19 protein-coding genes are annotated in these 21,422 nt (G+C 65.0%); 9 read left to right on the plus strand and 10 right to left on the minus strand.

Features of this window, described 5'->3' with window-relative positions:
• Window positions 1–143: 143 nt before the first annotated feature.
• Together glnA and ACRY_RS17800 are read right to left on the minus strand one after the other, a co-directional pair.
• Window positions 144–1,577, minus strand: a complete 1,434-nt coding sequence (glnA, locus tag ACRY_RS17795; RefSeq protein WP_007422507.1) for a type I glutamate--ammonia ligase — start codon at window positions 1,575–1,577, stop codon at window positions 144–146.
• An 82-nt stretch (window positions 1,578–1,659) separates the two neighbouring features.
• Window positions 1,660–1,998: a P-II family nitrogen regulator gene (locus ACRY_RS17800; RefSeq protein ID WP_012040513.1), complete on the minus strand. Its 339-nt coding sequence runs from the start codon at window positions 1,996–1,998 to the stop codon at window positions 1,660–1,662.
• 281 nt (window positions 1,999–2,279) lie between these two features.
• Here ACRY_RS17800 and ACRY_RS17805 point away from each other — a divergent pair, with 281 nt between their 5' ends.
• The 3 genes from ACRY_RS17805 to ACRY_RS17815 are packed head-to-tail and all read left to right on the plus strand — an operon-like array spanning window position 2,280 to window position 5,105.
• Window positions 2,280–3,455: an aminotransferase gene (locus tag ACRY_RS17805; RefSeq protein WP_007422509.1), complete on the plus strand. Its 1,176-nt coding sequence runs from the start codon at window positions 2,280–2,282 to the stop codon at window positions 3,453–3,455.
• A gap of 37 nt (window positions 3,456–3,492) precedes the next feature.
• Window positions 3,493–4,347, plus strand: coding sequence for a carbon-nitrogen hydrolase family protein (locus ACRY_RS17810; protein WP_012040515.1), 855 nt, complete (start codon window positions 3,493–3,495; stop codon window positions 4,345–4,347).
• On the plus strand, window positions 4,344–5,105 hold the full coding sequence (locus ACRY_RS17815; protein ID WP_007422511.1) for an NAD kinase: 762 nt from the start codon (window positions 4,344–4,346) through the stop codon (window positions 5,103–5,105). Before ACRY_RS17810 ends, ACRY_RS17815 begins: the two co-directional genes overlap by 4 nt.
• A gap of 508 nt (window positions 5,106–5,613) precedes the next feature.
• Here the strand turns inward: ACRY_RS17815 and ACRY_RS17820 are convergent.
• Together ACRY_RS17820 and ACRY_RS17825 are read right to left on the minus strand one after the other, a co-directional pair.
• Entirely contained in the window at window positions 5,614–6,126 is a 513-nt protein-coding gene (locus ACRY_RS17820) for a GrpB family protein (RefSeq protein ID WP_231295310.1), read from the minus strand.
• Between the two features lie 36 nt (window positions 6,127–6,162).
• Complete coding sequence (locus ACRY_RS17825) at window positions 6,163–7,146, minus strand: malate dehydrogenase (protein ID WP_007422513.1); 984 nt, start codon at window positions 7,144–7,146, stop codon at window positions 6,163–6,165.
• A gap of 96 nt (window positions 7,147–7,242) precedes the next feature.
• Between ACRY_RS17825 and ACRY_RS17830 the strand changes: the two genes are divergently transcribed.
• Entirely contained in the window at window positions 7,243–7,830 is a 588-nt protein-coding gene (locus ACRY_RS17830) for a regulatory protein RecX (RefSeq protein WP_012040517.1), read from the plus strand.
• Between the two features lie 60 nt (window positions 7,831–7,890).
• Complete coding sequence (locus ACRY_RS17835; protein WP_231295311.1) at window positions 7,891–8,184, plus strand: hypothetical protein; 294 nt, start codon at window positions 7,891–7,893, stop codon at window positions 8,182–8,184.
• Window positions 8,185–8,222: 38 nt separating this feature from the next.
• On the opposite strand, the gene ACRY_RS17840 is transcribed toward ACRY_RS17835, so the two are convergent.
• The 3 genes from ACRY_RS17840 to tssH all read right to left on the minus strand — a co-directional run bounded on the left by ACRY_RS17840 (window position 8,223) and on the right by tssH (window position 13,125).
• Complete coding sequence (locus ACRY_RS17840) at window positions 8,223–9,164, minus strand: LysR family transcriptional regulator (RefSeq protein ID WP_007422516.1); 942 nt, start codon at window positions 9,162–9,164, stop codon at window positions 8,223–8,225.
• 797 nt (window positions 9,165–9,961) lie between these two features.
• Window positions 9,962–10,447 carry an Hcp family type VI secretion system effector gene (locus ACRY_RS17845; protein ID WP_012040519.1) on the minus strand — a complete coding sequence of 162 codons (486 nt, stop codon included), beginning with the start codon at window positions 10,445–10,447 and terminating at the stop codon, window positions 9,962–9,964.
• Window positions 10,448–10,476: 29 nt separating this feature from the next.
• The gene (gene tssH / locus ACRY_RS17850) at window positions 10,477–13,125 is read right to left on the minus strand and encodes a type VI secretion system ATPase TssH (RefSeq protein WP_012040520.1); all 2,649 of its coding nucleotides are present in this window, start codon (window positions 13,123–13,125) and stop codon (window positions 10,477–10,479) included.
• Window positions 13,126–13,278: 153 nt separating this feature from the next.
• On the opposite strand from tssH, the gene tssA reads away from it, so the two are divergent.
• The gene (gene tssA / locus ACRY_RS17855; RefSeq protein ID WP_012040521.1) at window positions 13,279–14,397 is read left to right on the plus strand and encodes a type VI secretion system protein TssA; all 1,119 of its coding nucleotides are present in this window, start codon (window positions 13,279–13,281) and stop codon (window positions 14,395–14,397) included.
• Between the two features lie 21 nt (window positions 14,398–14,418).
• Here tssA and tssC (ACRY_RS17860) read toward each other — a convergent pair whose 3' ends face one another.
• Genes tssC (ACRY_RS17860) through tssB form a run of 3 tightly spaced genes read right to left on the minus strand, consistent with a single transcriptional unit; the run spans window position 14,419 to window position 18,008 of the window.
• Window positions 14,419–15,912, minus strand: a complete 1,494-nt coding sequence (gene tssC, locus ACRY_RS17860) for a type VI secretion system contractile sheath large subunit (protein ID WP_012040522.1) — start codon at window positions 15,910–15,912, stop codon at window positions 14,419–14,421.
• Window positions 15,913–15,932: 20 nt separating this feature from the next.
• Window positions 15,933–17,426, minus strand: a complete 1,494-nt coding sequence (gene tssC, locus ACRY_RS17865; protein WP_007422367.1) for a type VI secretion system contractile sheath large subunit — start codon at window positions 17,424–17,426, stop codon at window positions 15,933–15,935.
• Between the two features lie 3 nt (window positions 17,427–17,429).
• Window positions 17,430–18,008: a type VI secretion system contractile sheath small subunit gene (gene tssB / locus ACRY_RS17870; protein ID WP_419465249.1), complete on the minus strand. Its 579-nt coding sequence runs from the start codon at window positions 18,006–18,008 to the stop codon at window positions 17,430–17,432.
• A 255-nt stretch (window positions 18,009–18,263) separates the two neighbouring features.
• On the opposite strand from tssB, the gene ACRY_RS17875 reads away from it, so the two are divergent.
• The 3 genes from ACRY_RS17875 to tssF are packed head-to-tail and all read left to right on the plus strand — an operon-like array spanning window position 18,264 to window position 21,410.
• Window positions 18,264–19,079 carry a type VI secretion system accessory protein TagJ gene (locus ACRY_RS17875; RefSeq protein ID WP_012040524.1) on the plus strand — a complete coding sequence of 272 codons (816 nt, stop codon included), beginning with the start codon at window positions 18,264–18,266 and terminating at the stop codon, window positions 19,077–19,079.
• On the plus strand, window positions 19,079–19,600 hold the full coding sequence (gene tssE, locus ACRY_RS17880; protein WP_007422370.1) for a type VI secretion system baseplate subunit TssE: 522 nt from the start codon (window positions 19,079–19,081) through the stop codon (window positions 19,598–19,600). Before ACRY_RS17875 ends, tssE begins: the two co-directional genes overlap by 1 nt.
• On the plus strand, window positions 19,593–21,410 hold the full coding sequence (tssF, locus tag ACRY_RS17885; protein ID WP_007422371.1) for a type VI secretion system baseplate subunit TssF: 1,818 nt from the start codon (window positions 19,593–19,595) through the stop codon (window positions 21,408–21,410). The genes tssE and tssF overlap by 8 nt, the downstream gene beginning before the upstream one ends.
• The last annotated feature ends 12 nt before the right edge of the window (window positions 21,411–21,422 follow it).

The following is a 21,422-nucleotide window of genomic DNA, read 5'->3' on the forward strand; positions in this document are numbered from 1 at the left end:
GCGCTAACGCCCCTTCACAATTTCCGACTGGAATTCCTAGATGAAATGCGATGGGCAGGCAACAAATCGACCCGCACCACAATCGGGGGAGACCGGTCCGGCATGCCGGACCGGTCTCCGATGATCATTCGTATCCGACCGGATCAGGCCGAGTAATACATTTCGAACTCGACCGGGTGCGGCGTATGCTCGAAGCGGTACACTTCTTCCCACTTCAGCGCGATATAGCTCTCGATCTGTTCCTTGCTGAACACGTCGCCGGCGAGCAGGAAGTCATGGTCGGCGGCAAGGGATTCCAGCGCCTCGCGGAGCGAGCCGCAGACGGTGGGAATGCCCTGGAGTTCTTCGGGGGGCAGGTCGTAGAGGTTCTTGTCCATCGGGTCGCCCGGATGGATCTTGTTCTTGATGCCGTCGAGCCCGGCCATCGCCATCGCGGCGAAGGCCAGATAGGGGTTCGCGGTCGGATCGGGGAAGCGGACTTCGACGCGCTTGGCCTTCGGGTTCGTGGTGTAGGGAATGCGGCAGGAGGCCGAGCGGTTCCGGGACGAGTAGGCCAGCAGCACCGGCGCCTCGAAGCCCGGAATCAGCCGCTTGTAGCTGTTCGTGCTCGGGTTGGTGAAGGCGTTCAGCGCCTTGGCGTGCTTGATGATGCCGCCGATGTAGTAAAGGCAGAGCTCGGACAGATCCGCATAGCCATTGCCGGCGAAAAGGGGCTTGCCGTTCTTCCAGATCGACTGGTGGGTGTGCATGCCGGAGCCATTGTCGCCATAGATCGGCTTCGGCATGAACGTCGCCGTCTTGCCGTAGCTGTGGGCGACGTTGTGGACGCAGTATTTGTAGATCTGCATCTGGTCGGCCATCTGCACCAGCGTGCCGAACTTGGTGCCGAGCTCGTGCTGGCTCTGCGCCACCTCGTGGTGGTGCTTCTCGATCGGCAGGCCCATCTCGCCCATCGTCGAGAGCATTTCGGCGCGCAGGTCGCTCTCGGAGTCGACCGGCGGAACCGGGAAATAGCCGCCCTTCACCACCGGGCGGTGGCCCATGTTGCCTTCCGGGTAGTCTTTCAGCGAGGAGCCGGGGCCTTCGATGCTGTCGAGTTGGTAGGTGCCGAAATTGCCGCCGGTGCCGAAGCGCACGGAGTCGAAGATGAAGAACTCGGCTTCCGCGCCAAACAGGATGGAGTCACCGACGCCCGAAGCGCGGACATAGGCTTCGACCTTCTTGGCGGTCGAGCGCGGGTCGCGCGAGTAGGGCAGGCCCGTCGAAGGCTCCAGGATGTCGCAGAAAATGACCATGCTCGGCTTCGCCGCGAACGGGTCCATCACCGCGGTTTCAGGATCCGGCATCAGGATCATGTCGCTCTCGTTGATGACCTTCCAGCCGGCGATCGAGGAGCCGTCGAACATGATGCCGTCACGGAACGCGTCCTCGCCCATCGTCGAGATGTGCTGGGCGGTGTGATGCCACTTGCCGCGCGGGTCGGTGAACCGCAGGTCGACATACTCGACCCCGTTCTCCTTCATCATGGCCATCACCTTGCTGATCGCATCGCCGCTACCGGCGGGCTTCTTCGCCATTGTCGTCCTCACTGCTGGTCATTGTGCGGGCCCGCCCCATGCGGTTCCGCTCTCGTTGGGTTTGAAGGAAGGTTTGAAAGAGTCAGATCGCCGCTTCGCCCTTTTCGCCGGTGCGGATGCGGATGACTTCCTCGATCGTCGAGACGAAAATCTTGCCGTCACCGATGCGGCCCGTGCGCGCGGCATTGGTGATGGCCTCGATCGCGCGTTCGGCAACGGCATCCTCGCAGATCACCTCGATCTTCACCTTCGGCAGGAAATCCACAACATATTCGGCACCGCGATAGAGTTCGGTGTGGCCCTTCTGCCGCCCGAATCCCTTCGCCTCCATCACCGTGATGCCCTGAAGCCCGACCTCGTGCAAGGCTTCCTTGACCTCGTCCAGCTTGAACGGCTTGATGATCGCTTCGATTTTCTTCATCCGGTTCACGCCCGATCCGAGACGGGCACCCTCCTTGTTGCGGTTTATCCCGGCGAGCAGATGCGCGCACCGGCCATCCCGGCCGGCACGAAATTTTGATGCATGCACCGTGCCAATATCGCTTGGCCATTGCTGCACGTGCATTGCCTACCGGGGCGGCAGAAGTCGTGCCTAAGGAAACAGCAATTACTGCCCACGAATCAAGCCCGGTCCGCTAAACCCCTTGCCCTTCCGCCCGGCGTCGCGATAGTGCGGAGGCCCAGTTGTACGGAGTGAGACGCGTGAAGTTGCCCAACCAGCTGCTCGACAATATCGGCACGACCATCTTCACCATCATGTCCGCGCTCGCGGTCGAGCATGGGGCGATCAATCTCGGCCAGGGATTTCCCGATACTGATGGCCCGGCAGACGTGATCGAGGCCGCTGCCGCGGCGCTGCGTGACGGGCGCAACCAGTATCCGCCGCTGACCGGCGTGGCCGAACTGCGCGAAGCGGTGGCGGCGGCGAACAGGCGTTTCTATGGAATCGAGGCCGATCCGGCGCGCGAGGTGGTGGTGACCTCCGGCGCGACCGAAGCGATTACCGCAAGCCTGCTCGCCCTGCTCGATCCCGGTGATGAGGTCGTGCTGATCGAACCGCTCTACGATACCTATCTGCCGGTGGTGCAACTGGTGGGGGCGACGGCCAGGCTCGTGCGGCTCAACCCGCCGGACTGGGCGCTGCCGCGGGCCGAACTGGCGGCCGCGTTCGGGCCGAAGACAAAGCTGCTGCTGCTCAATTCGCCGATGAACCCGACGGGCAAGGTATTCACTCGCGAAGAGCTCGGCTTCATCGCCGACCTTCTCGTCAAGCATGACTGCTATGCGGTTTGCGACGAAGTTTACGAGCATCTCGTTTTCGATGGACTGCAGCATATCCCGCTGATGAGCCTGCCCGGCCTGCGCGAGCGCTGCGTGCGCATCGGCAGCGCCGGCAAGACGTTCAGCCTGACGGGCTGGAAGATTGGCTATGTCACTGCGCCGGCGCGGCTGGCGGGGGTGATCGCGCGGGCGCACCAGAACCTTACCTTCACCACGCCGCCCAACCTGCAGCGCGCGGTGGCGGTGGGGCTCGCCAAGGACGATGCCTATTTCGCCTCGCTCGCGTCCGATCTCGCGGCGAAGCGCGACCGGCTTTCGGAAGGATTGCGGCGGATCGGCTTCGGCGTGCTGCCGAGCCACGGCTCCTATTTCGTCACGGCCGATTTCGCGCCGCTCGGTTTCAACGGCGACGATGCCGATTTCTGCCGGCACATCACCGAACACGCGAAGGTGGCTGCCATTCCGGTTTCCGCGTTCTATCCGGGCGAGGCGCCACGGCATTACGCGCGGTTCGCCTTCTGCAAGCGCGAGGCGGTGCTGGATGAGGCCGTGGAACGGCTCGCGGCCCATTTTGCGGCACGACGGGCGGCCGAATAGTGCGCTTGCCTGCGCTCGGCACCTGGCGCACGATAGAGTGATGCAGGACGATACGCTTCGCCTCTCCGTCATCCAGATGACGCCGGGCGCCGAAAAGGGCGCCAATATCGCCCAGGCGCGAGGGCTGATCGACGCGGCCGTTGCCGCCGACCGGCCTGGCCTCGTGTCGTTGCCGGAGGTCTGGAGTTGCCTTGGTGGCGACCGGGCGGCCAAGACAGAGGCCGCCGAGGTGCTTCCCGCGGCGGGATCGGGCGAGACGGGCGGCGACGCCTATGAATTCCTGCGCGAGACCGCCAGGCGTCACCGCATTCATGTCCATGGCGGTTCGATTGGCGAGCAGGGTGGCGACCGGCTTTACAACACGACCCTTGTATTCGACCCGGACGGGCGGGAAATCGCGCGTTACCGCAAGATTCACCTGTTCGACATCACGACGCCGGACGGGCAGGGCTATCGCGAGAGCGCGACCTATGGCGCTGGTGATGCGGTGGTCACATGCCGCATCGGCGGGCTCACCGTCGGCCTGTCGATCTGTTACGATATGCGCTTTCCTGAACTTTATCTCGCCCTGCACCGTGCTGGGGCGGATCTGATCATGGTGCCGGCGGCTTTCACCTTGCAGACCGGCAAGGATCACTGGGACGTTCTGCTCCGTGCCCGCGCCATCGAGACCCAGTGCTGGATCGCGGCGGCGGCCTGCGTCGGCCCCCATCGCGACGGCCGCGGCGAGACACGGTTCACCTATGGCAATTCGCTGATCGCCGATCCTTGGGGCAGCATCGTCGCCCGCGTTTCCGACGGACCCGGTTTCGCCACCGCGCGGATCGATCCCGCCCGGGGTGCGAAAGTGCGGCGCGACATGCCGGTTCTCGAACACCGCAAGCTCGCTTGACCCGTATTCATTTCACCGCAGCCTCGACCGAACAGGCCCAGGACGCGCGGGAGCGGCTGGTCGCGTTATACGGCGATTCCGGCCCTGAGGCGGCCGAAGTGGTCGTGGCGCTTGGCGGGGACGGGCTGATGCTCGAGACCATTCACCGGATGATCGACCGCGAACTGCCGGTCTATGGCATGAATTGCGGCTCGGTCGGCTTCCTGATGAACGATTTCGCCGAGGCCGACCTGCCGGCGCGCATTGCGCGCGCGCAGAGCAACGACATCCATCCGTTGCGGATGCATGCCGTGACCTCGACCGGCGCCGTCGAGGAAGCGCTCGCCTTCAACGAGGTGAGCCTGCTGCGCCAGTTGCGCCAGGCGGCGAAGATCCGGATCTCGATCGATGGCAGGGTGCGCCTCGCGGAACTGATCTGCGATGGCGTGCTGGTCTCTACCCCGGCGGGTTCGACCGCCTATAATCTTTCCGCCCACGGGCCGATCGTGCCGCTCACCGCCAATCTGCTGCCGCTCACACCGATTTCGGCCTTCCGGCCGCGCCGGTGGCGAGGGGCGCTGCTGCCGTCGAACAGCGAGATCCTGTTCGAGATTCTCGAATCGGAAAAGCGGCCGGTGGCTGCCGTGGCCGACTTCACCGAGGTGCGGCGGGTCATATCAGTGGCGGCGAGCGAGGATCGCTCTGTCTGCGCAAGGATCCTCTCCGATCCGGATCGGGCCCTGTCGGAACGGATCATCCGCGAACAATTCACCGTCTGATCGTCGGGTCCCGGGCCGAGGGAACCAGCGTGCCGAGTTCACGCGAATTGGGGCACCCCTCGCGTAGCATTCGCCATGATCGGTGTCGGCTATGGCGAAATCAAGGCAGTAATCGGACAATGGTGTCAAATTGATAGGCTTTATCGTAATCAAATTTTAAGTAGAACTAAAAAGCGGTCAGTCATACCTCATCTCGGCAGGCAAATTATTGTTGTATTGTCGAAAGGAGAATTCCATGCCGCTTTACGGAAAGAGGATTTTGTTCATGCGTAATCCAGGCCGCCGGCTTGTGGCCATTGCAGGTCTTGCCGCCGCAGGGGTAACGCTGGCCGGCTGCGGCGGCCCACCTCCGGTTCGGTCCACGACCACGACCACCGAACAGACCACGACAGCACCGCCATCGCCGATGGCGCCGCCCGGCGCGGCGACGACCACGACAATAAGGCGGTCCGTTACGACGACTCATGAATGACCGCGTCACGCGGCGGCACGGCCGTCGCGCCGGCGCTCAACGGCTGACGTTGATTCGTGCCCGCTGCATGGCGGCCTGGATGTGTTCGGACTTCGCGGCGGTGTAGCCGTTCCGGTCGTCGCGGAAGCGGATCGCAAGATCGCGCTTCAGAGTTTCGTAGGCGACGCGCTCGGCGGCATCTGCGCGCAGCAGGTCACGGAAGACGAGGGTATCCCACATGGCGCCATCGAGGAGAGCCATGTGCAGGTGGTGTGTTCGCCGAACGGCGGCGGGCGGCAGACCCTTGATGAACATGATCCGGTCGGTGAAGGGATTGCCGGTCCAGATCGTGTAACCGTTGGGTGCGAGCAGGGGAGACGCGATGGTCCTCGCCTCTTCGACATCCCGAACGCCGGCGAGGATGTCGATGACTGGTTTCGCGGCGATACCGGGCACCGCGGTGCTGCCGATATGCTCCATGCGCACGATGAATCCGGGAGGCAGCACCCTTTTCAGCAGTCGGGCCTCGGTCTCGAACATGCCGGGCCAGGCCGGATCGTATTCGGCCATTTCGACATGATCCATGCGCCGAGGCCCGGCGGTGGTTCAGGCCAGGAGGTGCGCGATCGCCTCGCGTTCTTCCTTGAGTTCGTTCAGCGTGATGTCGAGCCTGGACTGTGCGAACGCGTCGATCGCGAGGTTCGGCACCCGGGTAACGACACCTCCCTGGGTGGTCACGGGCACGCCGAACATGATGCCTTCGGGGATGCCATAGCTGCCGTCGGAGGGAATCGCCATCGAGACCCAGCGGCCATCCGAACCGACCACCCAGTCGCGCACTTGGTCGATGGCGGCATTCGCGGCGGACGCGGCCGAGGACGCGCCGCGGGCTTCAATCACCGCGGCGCCGCGCTTGCCGACGGTGGGAATGAAGACGTCGCGGTTCCAGGCCTCGTCGTTGATGGCTTCGGCGAGCTTGCGGCCGCCGGCTTCAGCGAAGCGGTAGTCCGGATACATGGTTGGGGAATGGTTGCCCCATACGATCAGCTTGCCGACATCACCGACATTGACGCCCGCCTTGGCCGCGAGCATCGAGGCGGCGCGGTTGTGGTCGAGCCGGATCATCGCCGAGAAGCAGTCCGGCGACAGGTCGGGGGCGGATTTCATGGCGATATAGGCATTGGTGTTGGCCGGATTGCCGACGACCAGCACGCGGGCGGAGCGCTTCGCAACCTCGTTGAGGGCTCGGCCCTGAACCGTGAAGATCTCGGCGTTGGCGCCGAGCAGGTCCTTGCGCTCCATGCCCTTGCCGCGCGGGCGGGCACCGACCAGGAAGCCGATGTCGATATCCTTGAAGGCGACCTTCGGATCATCGGTCGCGACCATGCCGGCGAGCAGGGGGAAGGCGCAGTCTTCCAGCTCCATCATGACGCCGCCGAGCGCGCCCTGCATCTGCGGCAGGTCGAGAAGGTGGAGGATGACCGGCTGATCGGGGCCGAGCAGCGCGCCGCTGGCGATGCGGAAGACGAGCGCGTAGGCGATCTGCCCTGCTGCGCCGGTGACAGCGATGCGGACGGGGGACTTGGCCATTGATTCACTCCTTGCTGTTGCGCCGCACTATCTCCCGCTGGTGCCCCTGGTCAAGCAGGCTTCCGGTCTGACCGTGCTGCATGGCAGGATGGGGCCATGCAGCGCCACGCCCGCAAGGCCGAAAAATCACTTCCGAAGCCGCCGGATGAGGCGGCATTGCGCGAAACTGCGCTGGCCCATCTTGCGCGGTTCGCGGCGACCGAGGCCGGTCTTGCCCGGGTGCTTTCCCGGCGGATCGACCGTTGGGCGAGGGCGGCGGGAGAGGCGGGACTCGCGCCGGAGATTATCGATTCCGCGTTGCGCGCGGCCCGTGAAGCGGTGCCTCGCGTGGTGGCGGCGATGCGCGGTGCGGGAGCGGTGGATGACGCGGCCTTCGCCGAGTCCCGCGCGCGACGGCTGATCCGGCAGGGCAAATCGCGGCGGGCGGCGCTTGCCCATCTTGCCGGCAAGGGAGTTGATGCCGCTCTGGCGGCACGCCTGCTGCCGGCTGATCCGGCGAGCGATCTCGCCGCCGCCTGTGCCTATCTGCGCCGCCGCCGTCTGCCGCCCTTTGGGCCGGGCGGCAGGGACCGTGCTCTTGCTTCCCTCGCGCGCGGCGGCTTCTCCCGCGACGTTGCCGAACGCGCGCTCGATCTTGAACAAGCCCACGCGGAAGCATTGGTTGAGGCGCTGCGCCGCGGCTGAAGATTACGCCGAGGGGCGCAATTCATCCGGTCGAATTATGAAAGAAATGTGAAAATCAGCATGGCTGATTTGGGCTGGCTGCGCCATATCGCACTGCAGCATGGGCGTGCACCAAGCCGCCTGCCTTCGTCGTTTGCCAGTATTCGGAGTTTGATCGTGCAGAAACTGATTGCCGTCGCATCCTTTGCGGTTGCGCTGCTGGCCGGCTTCGGGTCCGCGTTCGGCGGGGTTCGTCTGGCAAGGGCGTTGCCTGCGTTGCCGGGTCAGCCATCGCTGGCCCTGACCACGACCTATGGGCCGGTTGAGCCCATTCTCATGCATTCGGCCCGGCGGCAGGGTGTGGTCGGCCACTGAATGCGACTATCCGTGCCCGATGGGCAGGCCGCGACCCATCAGTCGAAAATAGGTGCCTGAGGCACCCCGGCGAGACCGGATGTGGACTGCAGGAACGGTGTGTGCTCGAATTCCTCGCGCAGGAAATCGAGGATGGCGCGGGTGCGTGCCGGCACATAGCGGCGTGACGGCAGAATTGCATGGATTTTCACCTGCATCGGCACGAAGGCATCGAGGACGGTAATGAGCCGGCCGGCGGCGACATCGTCGATCGTGGTCAGGCGCGGCAGCAGTGCGATTCCAAGACCGGCGCGCGCGGCGCGGCGCACCGCCTCGCTCGAGTCGACATGGAACCGTCCCTGCACATTCACGCTTTCCTCGACCCCATCGCGCGCGAAACGCCATTCCCGGTCAGCCCCCGGCCGGGTGTAGACGATGCATTCGTGCTTCAGCAAATCCCGCGGGGTTTCCGGTGCGCCGCGCGCGGCGACATAGGCGGGCGAGGCGACAAGAACCGAGGTTGCCGTGCCGAGAACCCGGGTGATCACGCTGGCTTGGGTCGCTTCGGCGATGGAGATCACCAGATCGAGTCCTTCCTCGATCAGGTCGAATGCCCCGTCGCGCATCTTCAGGTCGAGCGAGATTTCCGGGTGCCGGGCGAAGAATTCGGGCAGGCGGGCGGCGAGGTAGAGGCCAACGGCGGTGGGCACGCCGAGGCGGACCTGCCCGGTCGGGGTCTTGCGCGCGCTGCCCACACTGGCATTCGCCGCGTCCATGGCGTCCACGACCGCCTTCGCATGTTCGAGATAGGTCTGTCCGTCCTCGGTCAGTGACAGCCGGCGCGTTGTCCGCTGGATCAGCCGGACACCGAGTTGGTCCTCCAGAGCGGCGATCTGCCTGGAGATTACCGGTTGCGACGTGTTGAAGTCCCGGGCCACGGCCGAAAACGACCCCCGCTCGGCAACCCGGATGAAAGTGTTGATCAGGGAAAGCTGGTCCATCGCCGGGGCCTCTGCTCGAATCAGTACTATTTTTGTATGAGATAAAGTCCGGCGCAGGAATAACCACTTGCGACTGACATGAATATTTACATCACGTCATGGAAGCCCCTCGTTTTCCGCGTTTCGCCGCCCTGGCGCTCGATCGCCCAATCGATGCCGCCTTCGCATTACGCATGGAGCTCGCGGCCTGCTGGCTCTCTATGTGGCATCGCGCTCGATTCCGACACGCACCGCTGGGCCGCCTGGACGGTCCTGGCGGTCAGTAATCCCGTTGCTCGATAATGCCTTCGTCAACGGCCTGCCACATGGCCGGCACGGGCATGATCGCCAGCATGCAGGGCAAGATTTGAGATCATGCCCATGCCGGCAATGCGGCGATGAGTGTGCCTGATGCGGCGGAGACGGGTGGCCGCCTATTTTTGAGGAAACCGGGCTCAGAAGCATCCGCCGCGGGGTGCCGGTGCGCGTCGCACTATGGCCGGACCCGGCCAGGTTCCACACGGGTACTCGAGGCGATCAGTCTGGGAATCGCGGTCACCGATGCGCGGGGCACGGAGGCTGCCGCGCGCCGATCCAGTGTATTCGTGGGTGCGACTTTCGCAACGCATTCCGGTCCATATCGCGTTGGACCGCATTCCGCCGGGCAGATTTCTTGCGGCGGGTATGATCGCCACGGTGACAGTCGGGAAGAAGGACGGCACGGCGAAAAACCTGCCCGTCAGGCAATCGGAACAGGGCCGATTCCATTTGGCAACAACCGCTGCCCGGCGTTTGCAGGCCGGGCAGCGGCAAGCGGTTCAGCTCATGACCATCGTGCCGAGGTTGAAGTTCACCACGCTCTGCGGGCCGGCCGTGCCGTCATCCTTCATCGGATTGTTGGTGAAGGAGATCTGCGAGTAGTTCAGCGACAGCGATTCCATCGGCTTGCCGTCGGAACCCGCGGACATCGAGAGGCCGGAGAGGATGACATCCTTCATGCTGACCTTCATGAATTGCTGGGCGCCCGAGCCGCCCGTGCCGGTGCGGGTGAAGACGATATCGACTTCTTGCACGTTGCCGCTCAGCGCTTCCTTCAGCAGGTCGCCGCTCGCGACGTCGTATTCCTTGGTGATGGTGATTTCCGACAGGCTCGGCAGGCTTGCCTCGCGGCCCTGCTTGCTGCCCGACTGCATCGAGACGCCGCGGCCGACACCCCACTGGAAAGACGCCAGTTCGATGTAATTCTCGAAACCCTGGGTCGTGACGTCGCCGTTGATAGAGCCGTATTTCATGTAGATAGCCATTGGTCCTGCTCCTGGTGCTGGGTTGGTCGTTAAGCCTGATTGATGGTGTAGCGGAACATCCCGTCTTCGGATGTGCCCACCGTCACGCGGGAAATCATCTCGCCTTCGGCAAGCCTGGCCAGAACCTCGGCCGAGAGTTCGGGCAGCAGCGTGCGGGAGAGGATGTTTTCCACGTTGCGCGCGCCCGAGGCCGATTCCTTGCAGCGTGCGGCAATGGTTTCGACGAGCGCGGGCTCGTAGGTGAATTCGGCCTTGTAGCCCTCGCGCACGCGCTTCGCGATCTTGTTGAGCTGGAGCACCACGATCTGGCGGATCACCTCGTCGGAGAGCGGGAAATAGGGGACGATGGTGACGCGGCCGAGAAAGGCGGGCTTGAAATATTTCAGCAGCTCCGGCCGCAGCGCTTCGGCGAGGGCGGCGGCGTCCGGCGCGGTTTCGGGATCGGCGAAGAGTTTCTCGATCAGGTCGGTGCCGGCATTCGACGTCATGATGATGATGGTGTTCTTGAAGTCGATGTCGCGGCCTTCGCCGTCCTTCATGTTGCCCTTGTCGAACACCTGGAAGAAGACGTCCTGCACGCCGGGATGGGCCTTTTCCATCTCGTCGAGCAGCACCACCGAATAGGGGCGCCGGCGCACCGCCTCGGTCAGCACGCCGCCCTCGCCATAGCCGACATAGCCGGGCGGGCTGCCCATCAGCAGGCTGACCTTATGTTCTTCCTTGAACTCGGTCATGTTGATGGTGGTCATGTTCTGCTCGCCGCCATAGAGCAGGTTGGCGAGGGTAAGCGCCGTTTCGGTCTTGCCGGTGCCGGAGGTGCCGACCATCATGAAGACGCCGATCGGCTTGCGCGGGTCGGTGAGTTTCGCGCGCGAGGTGCGGATCGCCTGGGCGACCGCCTCGAGCGCATGGGGCTGGCCGACGATGCGCTGCTCCATCGCCTCCTTCAGCTTCAGCACCGTGTTGATCTCGTCGGACTGCATGCGCCCGGCGGGAATGCCGGTCCAGCTCTCGACGATCTCGGCGACGGCCTGGCCGTCGACCACCGGGAAGATCAGCGGGTTCTCGCCCTGCGAGGCCTTCAGCGCCGCGGTCTTTTCGGCGAGGCTGGCGCGCAGCGCGTCCTTGTCCTCCGCGTTCGCGTCGTCTTCCAGCCGGGTGCGCAGCTCGGCGATATCGCCGGCGAGCTGCTTCTCGGTCGTGAAGCGGGCCTCGAGCTCGGCGAGTTCGGCGACCAGCCGCGCACGCTCCTCGATCAGTTCGGCCTCGCGGGCGGCGTGATCGCCGCCGCTGGCCATCTCACGGCGGAGGATGCCGGTTTCGGTGTCGATCAGGTCGATCCGGCGGCGGCGATCCTCGATCGGGGCGGGTTCGGTCGCCTGGCTCATGCCAACGCGGGCGCAGGCCGTGTCGATCAGCGAGATCGCCTTGTCCGGCAGCTGGCGTGAGGGAATATAACGCGCCGACAGCCTGACGGCCTCGCTCACCGCCTCGTCGAGGATGCGGACCTTGTGGTGCTTCTCGAGCGTGCCGACGAGGCCGCGGATCATCGCGGTGGCCATCGCCTCGGACGGCTCCTCGACCTTGACCACCTGGAAGCGGCGGGTCAGGGCGGCGTCGCGCTCGAAATATTTCTTGTATTCGGCCCAGGTCGTCGCCGCGATGGTGCGCAGCTCGCCGCGGGCGAGGGCGGGCTTGAGCAGGTTCGCCGCGTCGTTCTGGCCGGCCTGGCCGCCGGCGCCGATCAGCGTGTGCGCCTCGTCGATGAACAGGATGATCGGCTTCGGCGAGGCCTTCACCTCGTCGATCACCGATTTCAGCCGGTTCTCGAACTCGCCCTTCATGCCCGCCCCGGCCTGGAGCAGCGCCATGTCGAGCGTGCGCAGCGTGACGTTCTTCAGCGCCTCCGGCACGTCGCCCTGGGCGATCTTCAGCGCGATGCCCTCGACCACCGCGGTCTTGCCCACACCTGCCTCGCCGGTGAAGATCGGGTTGTTCTGCCGGCGGCGGGTGAGGATGTCGATCGCCTGGCGGATTTCGAAGTCGCGGCCGAGGATCGGGTCGATCCGGCCGGCGCGCGCGCGGGCGGTCAGATCTTCGGTGAACTGGTCCAGCGCCGCCGAGCCGCCGGGACGGGGCGTGCCGTCATCGGTGCCGCCCGCAGCCGGCGCGCCATCGGTCGCGCGGGTCGCGGTCTGCGCCTCGATGGAATTGGCGGTGATGGCGTTGAAGTCGCGCTTCAGTGCGTCCGGCTGGATTTTTGCGAAATGGCTGGAGGCCTCGCGGGCGTGGCGGGCCAGGGTCTCGTCGGCCAGCAGGGCCCAAAGCAGGTGACCCGAGCGCGTGCGGCTCAGCCCGTGTTCGACCGATGCCAGCAGCCAGGCCTGTTTCGCGAGCTCGACGACTTCCGGTGACAGGGCCGGGGCGCGGGCGTTGCCGGTCTTCATCCGGTCGAGCGCGCGGTTGAGATCGATCAAGAAACGACCGATATCGATCTCGTAATGTCGAAGAATAAGCGGAATGTCGGTGTCGGTGCCATCGGCGAGCTTGAGCAGCCAATGTTCGATTTCGACGTTGTAATGGCTTCGCGACAGCGTTAGGCCGGCTGCGGCCTCGAGGCTGCGGCGGCAGTGGTCGTCGAGGCGGGCGATCAGAGATTTGAGATCGATAGCAGCCATGACGCTCCCCGGCATTGTTCGGCACGGCAGGCCGTTGTTTGTGAATATAATCGAATATTTCCCAATCGTATGGTGTATCCGCTGTTGTGTCCAGTTGGGTAAGGGTGCATGTCATCGATTGTATGACCTTTGTCACAGTGGAGCCCCGCGGTCATGATTCTCGACATCGACGCCTTGCTTGCCCCGATTGAAGGGGATTCGCCGGTCGGGCAGGACTTGCGTGCCGACTACACCGCGGGCTCGATTTACTATCGCCTGCGCGATGCGCGCTCGGACGCGCGCGCCGCCGAGCGCGCGGCGGATTCGGATCCGACGCTTGAGGCCGACGCGGGACAGCATTGGCGCAGCGTGCTGCAACTGGCGCAAACCGCGCTCGGCAAGTCGCACGACCTGGAGGTTGCCGCCTGGATGACCGAGGCGATGGTGCGCGAGAACGGGCTTGCCGGTCTTGCCGAGGGGGCTCGGCTGATGGCGGGCCTTGTCCAGGGGTTCTGGGAGGCGCTTTACCCGTTGCCCGACGAGGACGGCATGGAAACGCGCGTCGCGCCCGTGGCCGGCCTGAACGGGACGGGAAGCGATGGCACGCTGATCCAGCCGCTGCGCAAGCTGACACTGTTCAACGCCGCCGACGGGTCGCCTGTGCCCGTCTTCTTGTATCTCCAGGCGGAGGAGACGGCAGGGCTCGGCGACGAGAAACGCAAGGCGGCGCGGATCGCCGCTGGCGTGCCGGCCTTCGCACAGCTGGAGACACAGGCGCGGGTGGCGGGTACGGGCCATTTCACCGCGCTCGCGCGCGGCGCGGCGGCAGCACTCGAGGCCTGGCAGGCGATGGGGGCGGCCTTCGATGAGGTGGCCGGGTATGACGCACCGCCGACCTCGCGGGTACGGGAGGTGCTCGAGCAGATCATCGCCATTTCACAACGATATGCGCCCGGCGCGCTGGCCGCGCCCGGCGGCGCGGCGGAGAACGCTGACGCAGCCGCCGGAGCGGAGGCGGCCGGAGCCGCCGAGGATGCCGTCGCCGTTGACGGCCCGGCGCCGGCGCAGGCCGCGAAGAAGCCCTATACGCGTGAGGATGCGCTGCGCCAGCTTGGCGAGATCGCCGAATTCTTCCGCCGCACCGAACCGCAATCGCCGATTGCGCTGACCCTCGATGAGGCGATCCGCCGTGCGCGGCTCACCTGGCCGGAACTGATCGAGGATATTCTGGCCGACGCCGGCGTGCGCCAGGCGATGCTGACGGCGCTCGGCATCAAGCCGCCGGCGGACTGACCGGGGCGGTACGGGCGCCGTTCAGCGATTGCCCGGCGCCGATATCTCGGTCACCAACCGGAACGAGGCCGCAATGTCGTCCAACTGGTATTGCGGCTGGAGGTGGATGACGCATCCGAACGAACCTGGCTTTGCCGGCAGTTCGCGTACCTGGACCGATGCGTCGAGCAGGGGGTACCGTGCCCGTGTTTCCGGGCCGGCATCGCGGTTGCTGTTGGTGAAGCGGCGCAGCCAGTCGCCGAGCGTGCGCTCGATTTCGGCTGCGGTGCGAAAGGCGCCCGTCATGTCCCGACCCATGACCTTGAGGAAATGAGCGAAGCGGGAGACGCAGATCATCGTGTTGAACTGAGCGGATAGACGGGCATTGGCATCGGCGGCCTCGGTGTTCGGCCCGCCGAAGCGGCGCGGCATCTGCAGGCTGCGGGCGGCACCAATCACCGTTTCCCCACCGTAGCCAAGAGGCGTTAGCGGCATGAGCCCGGCATCGACCAGACCGCGTTCCTGCCGGTCGGTCAGGGCGATTTCCAGTTCGAACCGGTCAAGCCCGTCATACGGGTCGGCGGAGAAGACAGCTGCGGTACCGGCGGTGAACAGGCCGCCACCCGGCCAGTCCTCGAGATAGCCGCGCATGTCCGCCGGCCATTCATAGGTTGCCATCGCACGGGCAACGACGAACGCCACCGCGTAGCCAGGCGCGAACCAGACCATGTCTTCGCTGTCCTCGATCCGCTCGCAATAGGGAAAGAGGCTGGGGGCGCCTGGTGCGTCAGTCCATGGGGCGCGCGCACGAAGGCGCGGCAGAGCGAGTCCGATGAAGCGCATGTCGTCGCGAAGGCCGAGATTGCGGAAACGGCGATATTCCAGTCCGGTGAACAGACTCGCCGGATCGGCAACGCCCGAAAGTTCCTCCATCCGGTCAACGCCGAAGAGTGTCGGTGAGGCGCTGAAAATCATCGGGGCGAAGGATGCGGCCGCGACAGCGGAAAGCGCCGCCAGTGCCGAAACGTCGTCGCTCGGTGAGTCGGCCGATGGGCGATGGCGGATCATGTAGTCCATCACCAGAAGACCATAGGGCTCACCGCCGGGCGTGCCGAATTCGTCTTCGTAGATGCGGCGGAAGGTCTCGCTCTGGTCGAATTCCGGCGCGCGTTCGAGATCGCGGCAGATTTCGCTCCAGGATGCGTGCAGCACGCGCAGCTTGATGGTCCTGCCCGGTTCGATATGCGAGGCCAGCCAGAACAGCCCGCGCCAGCTGCCTTCGAGCCGGGTCAGGCGCGGATTGTGCAGGATCGTGTCGAGTTGATCCGAGAGAAGGGCATCTATGGCGGCGATGTCCCGATCGATCCGGGCGGCGAGCGCCTTGGGATTGCGGAGAAGATCGAGCGTGGCCGCCTCGCCGAACCAGGCTTGCAGCGCCTGGCCCGGCTTCGCCACGAGGAAGGAGGCGAGTTCCGAAGCTGCGCCACGGTGACGCTCGCCAAAAAAGTGACCGGCGAGAACCGCCTCTCGCAGCATTGCGGAACTCGTTTGCTGGTTCAGGCCTTCTGCGGGATCCGAGCGACCATCCGCATCGAGGTCGTCAGTTCCTCCATCTGCAGCCAGGGACGCAGATAGGCCACCGCGTTGTAGGAGCCGGGCTTACCCGGGATCTCCTTGACCTCGACCTTGGCCTCGCGCAGCGGATATCGGGCCTTCATTTCCTGGCCGGCATCGGGGTTGGCGTTGACATAGTTGCCGATCCAGCGGTTCAGCCAATTCTCGCAGTCCTTCGCCTCCATGAAGGAGCCGATCTTGTCGCGCGCCATCACCTTGAGGAAATGCGCGAAGCGGGAGGAGGCCATGATGTAGGGCAGGCGAGCGGAGATCGCGGCGTTAGCGGTGGCGTCCGGCCGGTCGTATTTCTTCGGCTTCTGCACCGACTGGGCGCCGAAGAACACGGCATAGTCGGTGTTCTTGTAGTGGCAGAGCGGCAGGAAGCCGAGATTGGAAAGCTCGAACTCGCGCCGGTCGGTGATGCCGATTTCAGTCGGGCATTTCGCGTCGGTGTCGCCGTCATCGGACTGGAAGACGTGGAAGGGCAGGTTCTCGACCTTGCCGCCGCCCTCGGCGCCGCGGATCGCGACGCAGAAGCCCGAGGAGGCGAAGCTCGCGGTCAGCCGCTCGCCCATCATGTAGGCCGCGTTCATCCAGCAATAGTCGTGATGGTCCATCGGCCGGGCGGCGCCGCTCGCATCGAACGGCGCTTCCTCGTAGTTGAAGCTCTCCACCGGCGAGGTGCTGGCGCCGTAGGGCACGCGGGCGAGGGTGCGCGGCATCACCAGCGAGACGAAGCGCGCATCCTCGGTTTCGCGGAAGCCGCGCCATTTCGCGTATTCGGCGGTGTCGAAGATCTTGGCGAGGTCGCGCGGCTTTGAGAGTTCCGTCCAGTCCTGGAAGCCGAACATGCCCGCACCAGCCGCCGAGATGAACGGCGCGAAGGCCGCCGCAGCGACGTTGGAGACGAGGCGCAGAGTCTCGATGTCGTCCGGATGGTTCGACCATTCGTAGTCGCCGATCAGCGCGCCATAGGGCTCGCCACCGGGAGTGCCGAACTCGTTCTCGTAGATCTTCTTGAAGAGCTGGCTCTGGTCGAACTCGACGGCCTTGGTGAGATCCTTGTTCAGATCCCGCTTCGACATGTTGATGACCTTGAGCTTGAGCGACGTGCCCGTCTCGGAGTTCATCACCAGGTGATGCAGGCCGCGCCAGCTGCCCTCGAGCTTGAGGAATTTCGCGTCGTGCATGATCGCGTTGAGCTGGCGGGACATCCGCGCGTCGATCGCGGCGATGGCGCGGTCGATCGTGCGGGTGAGGTTCTTGTCGAAGGTGACGGTGCCGGAGAGGGCTTCCTGGACGAGCGTCTTGACGAGTTCCTGGGCATGATCGGGCTCGGTCTGCTTGGTTGCGCCGACGACCTGGTCGAGCAGCGAGACGGCTTCCCCGGTTTGCGTTGCGCCGGCTGCCGCCGTTTCGGATTGGCTCTGTGACATCGGTCAGCCCTCCTTGCCGAGGCCGAGTTCGCCCGAGAGCGATTTCAGTTCGGCTTCATTCTGAAGAACCTGTTCAAGCAGCGACTCAAGTTCTTCCGATCGATCGGCCTTGCTCATCAGGTCGCGCAGCTTGTTGCGCGTCTCCAGCAAGGATTTGAGGGCAGGAACCTGCTCGACGACACGCTCGGGATCGAAATCCTCGATGCTGTTGAATTTCAGGTCAACCGCCATCTGCGTGCCGTCATCGGCCAGGGTGTTGTCCACCTTCAGCTTCAGGCCGGGCGCCATGCGGGCCATGACATCGTTGAAGTTGTCGCGGTCGATCTGGACGAATTTCCGCTCCGACAGCGGCTTCAGCGGCTGCGTCGGGTCGCCGGAGAAATCGCCCATCACGCCCATCACGAATGGCAGTTCGCGTGCGATCTGCGCGCCGTCGGTTTCGACATCGTAGGTAATGTGCACGCGCGGCTTCCGTACGCGGTTGAGTTTCTCGTGGATACTGCCACTCATCGTCCGATCTCCCAAAATAATCACAAAAAGTCGTGAATCAGTCTCATGAGTTCCAAGGGGCGCTGCCGGCACCTGTATTTTTTATAATGGTAGGCCCGGTCTTAACCGATGGTCAACTGGAAACGGATGTAACAGAGTGTGCGCTGGCCTTCTAGTGGACTTGCCCGGTCATGAGGTTCACACCGCACGAAAGTGGGTTTTTCGTGTCGCGAGCGTGACGGTGATCACAGGCCGAAGCGCGGGATGTCGCCCGGACGCTTCCATTGCGTGGCATTCCCTGATTGAATAACATCGTTCATCATCAGAAAATTCGAGGAGGACAAGACCATGGCGGATGGCGCAGCAAAGAGCGACGATTCCGGCGTGGGCGCGCTGTTCCGTGCCGGGCGCCTCGATGATGCGATCGCGGCCGCAACGGCGAAGGTGAAGTCCAGCCCGTCGGATCTGTCGGCGCGGGTGCTGCTCGCCGAACTCCTTGTCTTCGCCGGCAATATCGAGCGCGCCGATGTCCTGCTCGATGCCGCGGGCCAGCTTGACCCGAGTGCAAGCATCGTTGTTGCCGAATTCCGCCAGCTTCTCCGTGCCGAGACGGCGCGCCGGCAGTTGTATCGCGACGGGCGAGTGCCTGAGTTCCTCGGCGGACCGGGCGATGTCGAAACAGCACTTCTGGCGGCCCTGGTCGCGTTGCGTGACGGCGATGCCGAGGCGGCGAGGCGCGCGGCGGAGACAGCCGAGGCCGGACGCGGCGCGCGGGCCGGAACTGCCGACGGGAGCGCCTTCGCGGATTTCCGCGATGCCAGCGACATCTGCGGCGGGATTTTCGAAGTCCTGACCACGACCGGGAAATATTTCTGGATCCCGATTTCGCGCGTGACGGAGGTGACCTTTCATCCGCCGGAGCGGCCGCGCGACCTGATCTGGCGGCGCGCGACGCTTGCGGTGCATGACGGGCCCGATGGCGACGTCTACATGCCGGTGACCTATGCGGCTGGCGATGCGTCGCTCGCCCCCGAATTCCGGCTCGGACGGGCGACGGACTGGATCGAACAGGGCGGCCTTGTGACCGGTGTTGGTCAGCGTGAGTTCCTGGTCGGCGAGGCGGCCGTGCCCGTAATGGAGCTTGGCGAGATCGTGTTCTCCTGATGAGCGGCCCGATCGGCTTCAGCGACCGGGTGCGCGACGCGGGCGCGCGGGTACAACTGTCGCTGCTCGACCGATTGCTGGACGATGAACCCGATCGCGATCGGGACCGGCCGCTGTCCGCCGGCGAAGCGCTCAACATGCTCCGCCGGTCGGTGCGCCGCGACCTTGAGGCGCTGTTGAATGCGAAGCGCCGCTGGCGTGCATTGCCGCCGGCGCTGGCAGAGCTGCGCAACTCGATCGCAGGCTACGGACTGCCGGACTATACTGCCGGCAGCATGAGCGCCACAGGCGCGCGCGAGGCGTTCCGCGCGGAAGTCGAACGCACGATCCGCCAGTTCGAGCCGCGATTTGCCCGCGTCTCGGTCACGCTCGTCAAGGCCGAGAACCCATTGGACCCCACGCTCTACATGCGGATCGAGGGGCTGCTGCATGCCGAGCCGGCACCTGAGCCGATCAGTTTCAACACTGTGGTCGACTCAACCTCGGCCGAGATCGAGGTGAAGGGGGAAGGCGGTGTCTGACCGGCTGCTGCCGTATTTCAACCGCGAACTGGTGGCGATCCGCAAGCTGGCCGGCGAGTTCGCGGATGCGCACCCCAAGATCGCCGGCCGCTTGCGGCTTTCGCCCGACGCGATCGACGACCCCCATGTGGCGCGGCTGCTCGATGGCGTCGCCTATCTCTCAGCGAGGGTGCATCAGCGGCTCGACGACGAGTTCCCCGAACTGACCGATGCGCTGCTTTCCGCCCTGTATCCCGGCTTCCTTGCGCCCGTGCCATCGAGCGCGATCGTCCAGTTCACCCCCAAGGCGGATCTGCAGGGCGGAGCGGAGATCGACGCCGGCTTTGCGATCGAGACCGAGCGGGTTCGCGGCCATCCCTGCCGGTTCCGTACCGCCTATCCGGTGACGCTATGGCCGGTGCGGATTGCCCAGGCGCGCCTTTCGGGACAGCCTTTCGTGGCGCCCGCCAATCCGCTCGCCGCCGGCGCTGCCTCGGTTCTGCGGATCGTGGTCGAGACGATGGCGCCGGACATGACCTTCGCGAAGCTGGGGATGGACCGGCTGCGCCTGTTCCTGCGCGGCGGCCCGGCGATTGCGCCGCATCTGCATGAAATGCTCGCCGCGCATGTGATCGGCGTCGCGCTTGCCGAGGCGCCGGGCGATCCGGCGCCGGTGCTGCTCGATCCGGCTTCGGTGCGCCCGGTCGGCTTTGCCGATGACGAGGCGCTGTTGCCCTGGCCGGCGCGCGGCTTCGCCGGATTCCGGCTGCTAACCGAATATTTCGCCTTCTCCGACAAGTTCCGCTTTTTCGACATCGATGGTCTCGATCGGCGCACACTCGTGCTTGATCGGAACAGACTCGAGATCTTCATCTATTTTGATCGCTCGATGACCGAGCTGGAACGAGCGTTGGGCACCGAACATCTCGCGCTCGGTTGCACGCCGATGGTCAATATCTTTCCACAGCGCTGCGAACCGATCCGGCTCGACCAGACCGAGACGGAATATCGGGTGATTCCGGATGCCAGGGGGGTTGGTGCCTTCGAGGTGTGGGGAATCACCGCGGTGACCGAAACCGATGCTGCCGGCAACACCGCGCCGTGGTTGCCATTCTATCGCGTCGGGCGGGTCGAGGACAGCGATGTGGGTGGCCAGTATCTGGAGGCGCGGCGGCCGGCACCGGTCGCGGTGGGCGGTACCGAGACGTTTATCGCGCCGTTCGGCGCCGATTTCGATGCGCATGCGCCGGGCGACAAGGTGCTTTCGGTCGAGGCGATGTGCCTGAACCGCGACCTGCCGGCCGCCCTGCCGTTCGGCGGTGGCCATCCCGTGCTGACGGCATTGTCGCCACATGACGGCATCGCGGGCATCGCCTGCCTGACGCCGCCTGGCGCGACGCTTCGGCCGGACCTCGCCGAACGCGGCGCGTGGCGGCTGATTTCGCACCTGTCGCTCGGCCATCTTTCGGTCGTCGGCGGCGCCGAAGGAGCAGCTGCGTTGCGTGACGTGCTGCGCCTCTACGACCGGGCAGGCACCGCCGAGACGCGCGGTGCGATCGAAGCGCTGGTCGCGGTAACGGCGCGGCCTGGCACGGCCCGGGTGCCGGGTGGCCGGGCAGGCAGTTTCTGCCGCGGGCTTGATATCGCGCTCGAATTCGAGTCGAAAGCGTATCACGACAATGGGCTGTTCCTGCTCGGAGCCGTTCTTGAGCGGTTCCTCGCGCTGCATGGCACAATCAATTCCTTTGTCCGCACCACCCTGCGTTTGCGCGGGCGGATCGATCCGGTGAAGCGCTTTCCGCCCCGCGCCGGCTACCGGACGCTGCTGTGAACCGACCGGCGG

This window comes from Acidiphilium cryptum JF-5 (assembly GCF_000016725.1).
Lineage (GTDB): Bacteria > Pseudomonadota > Alphaproteobacteria > Acetobacterales > Acetobacteraceae > Acidiphilium > Acidiphilium multivorum.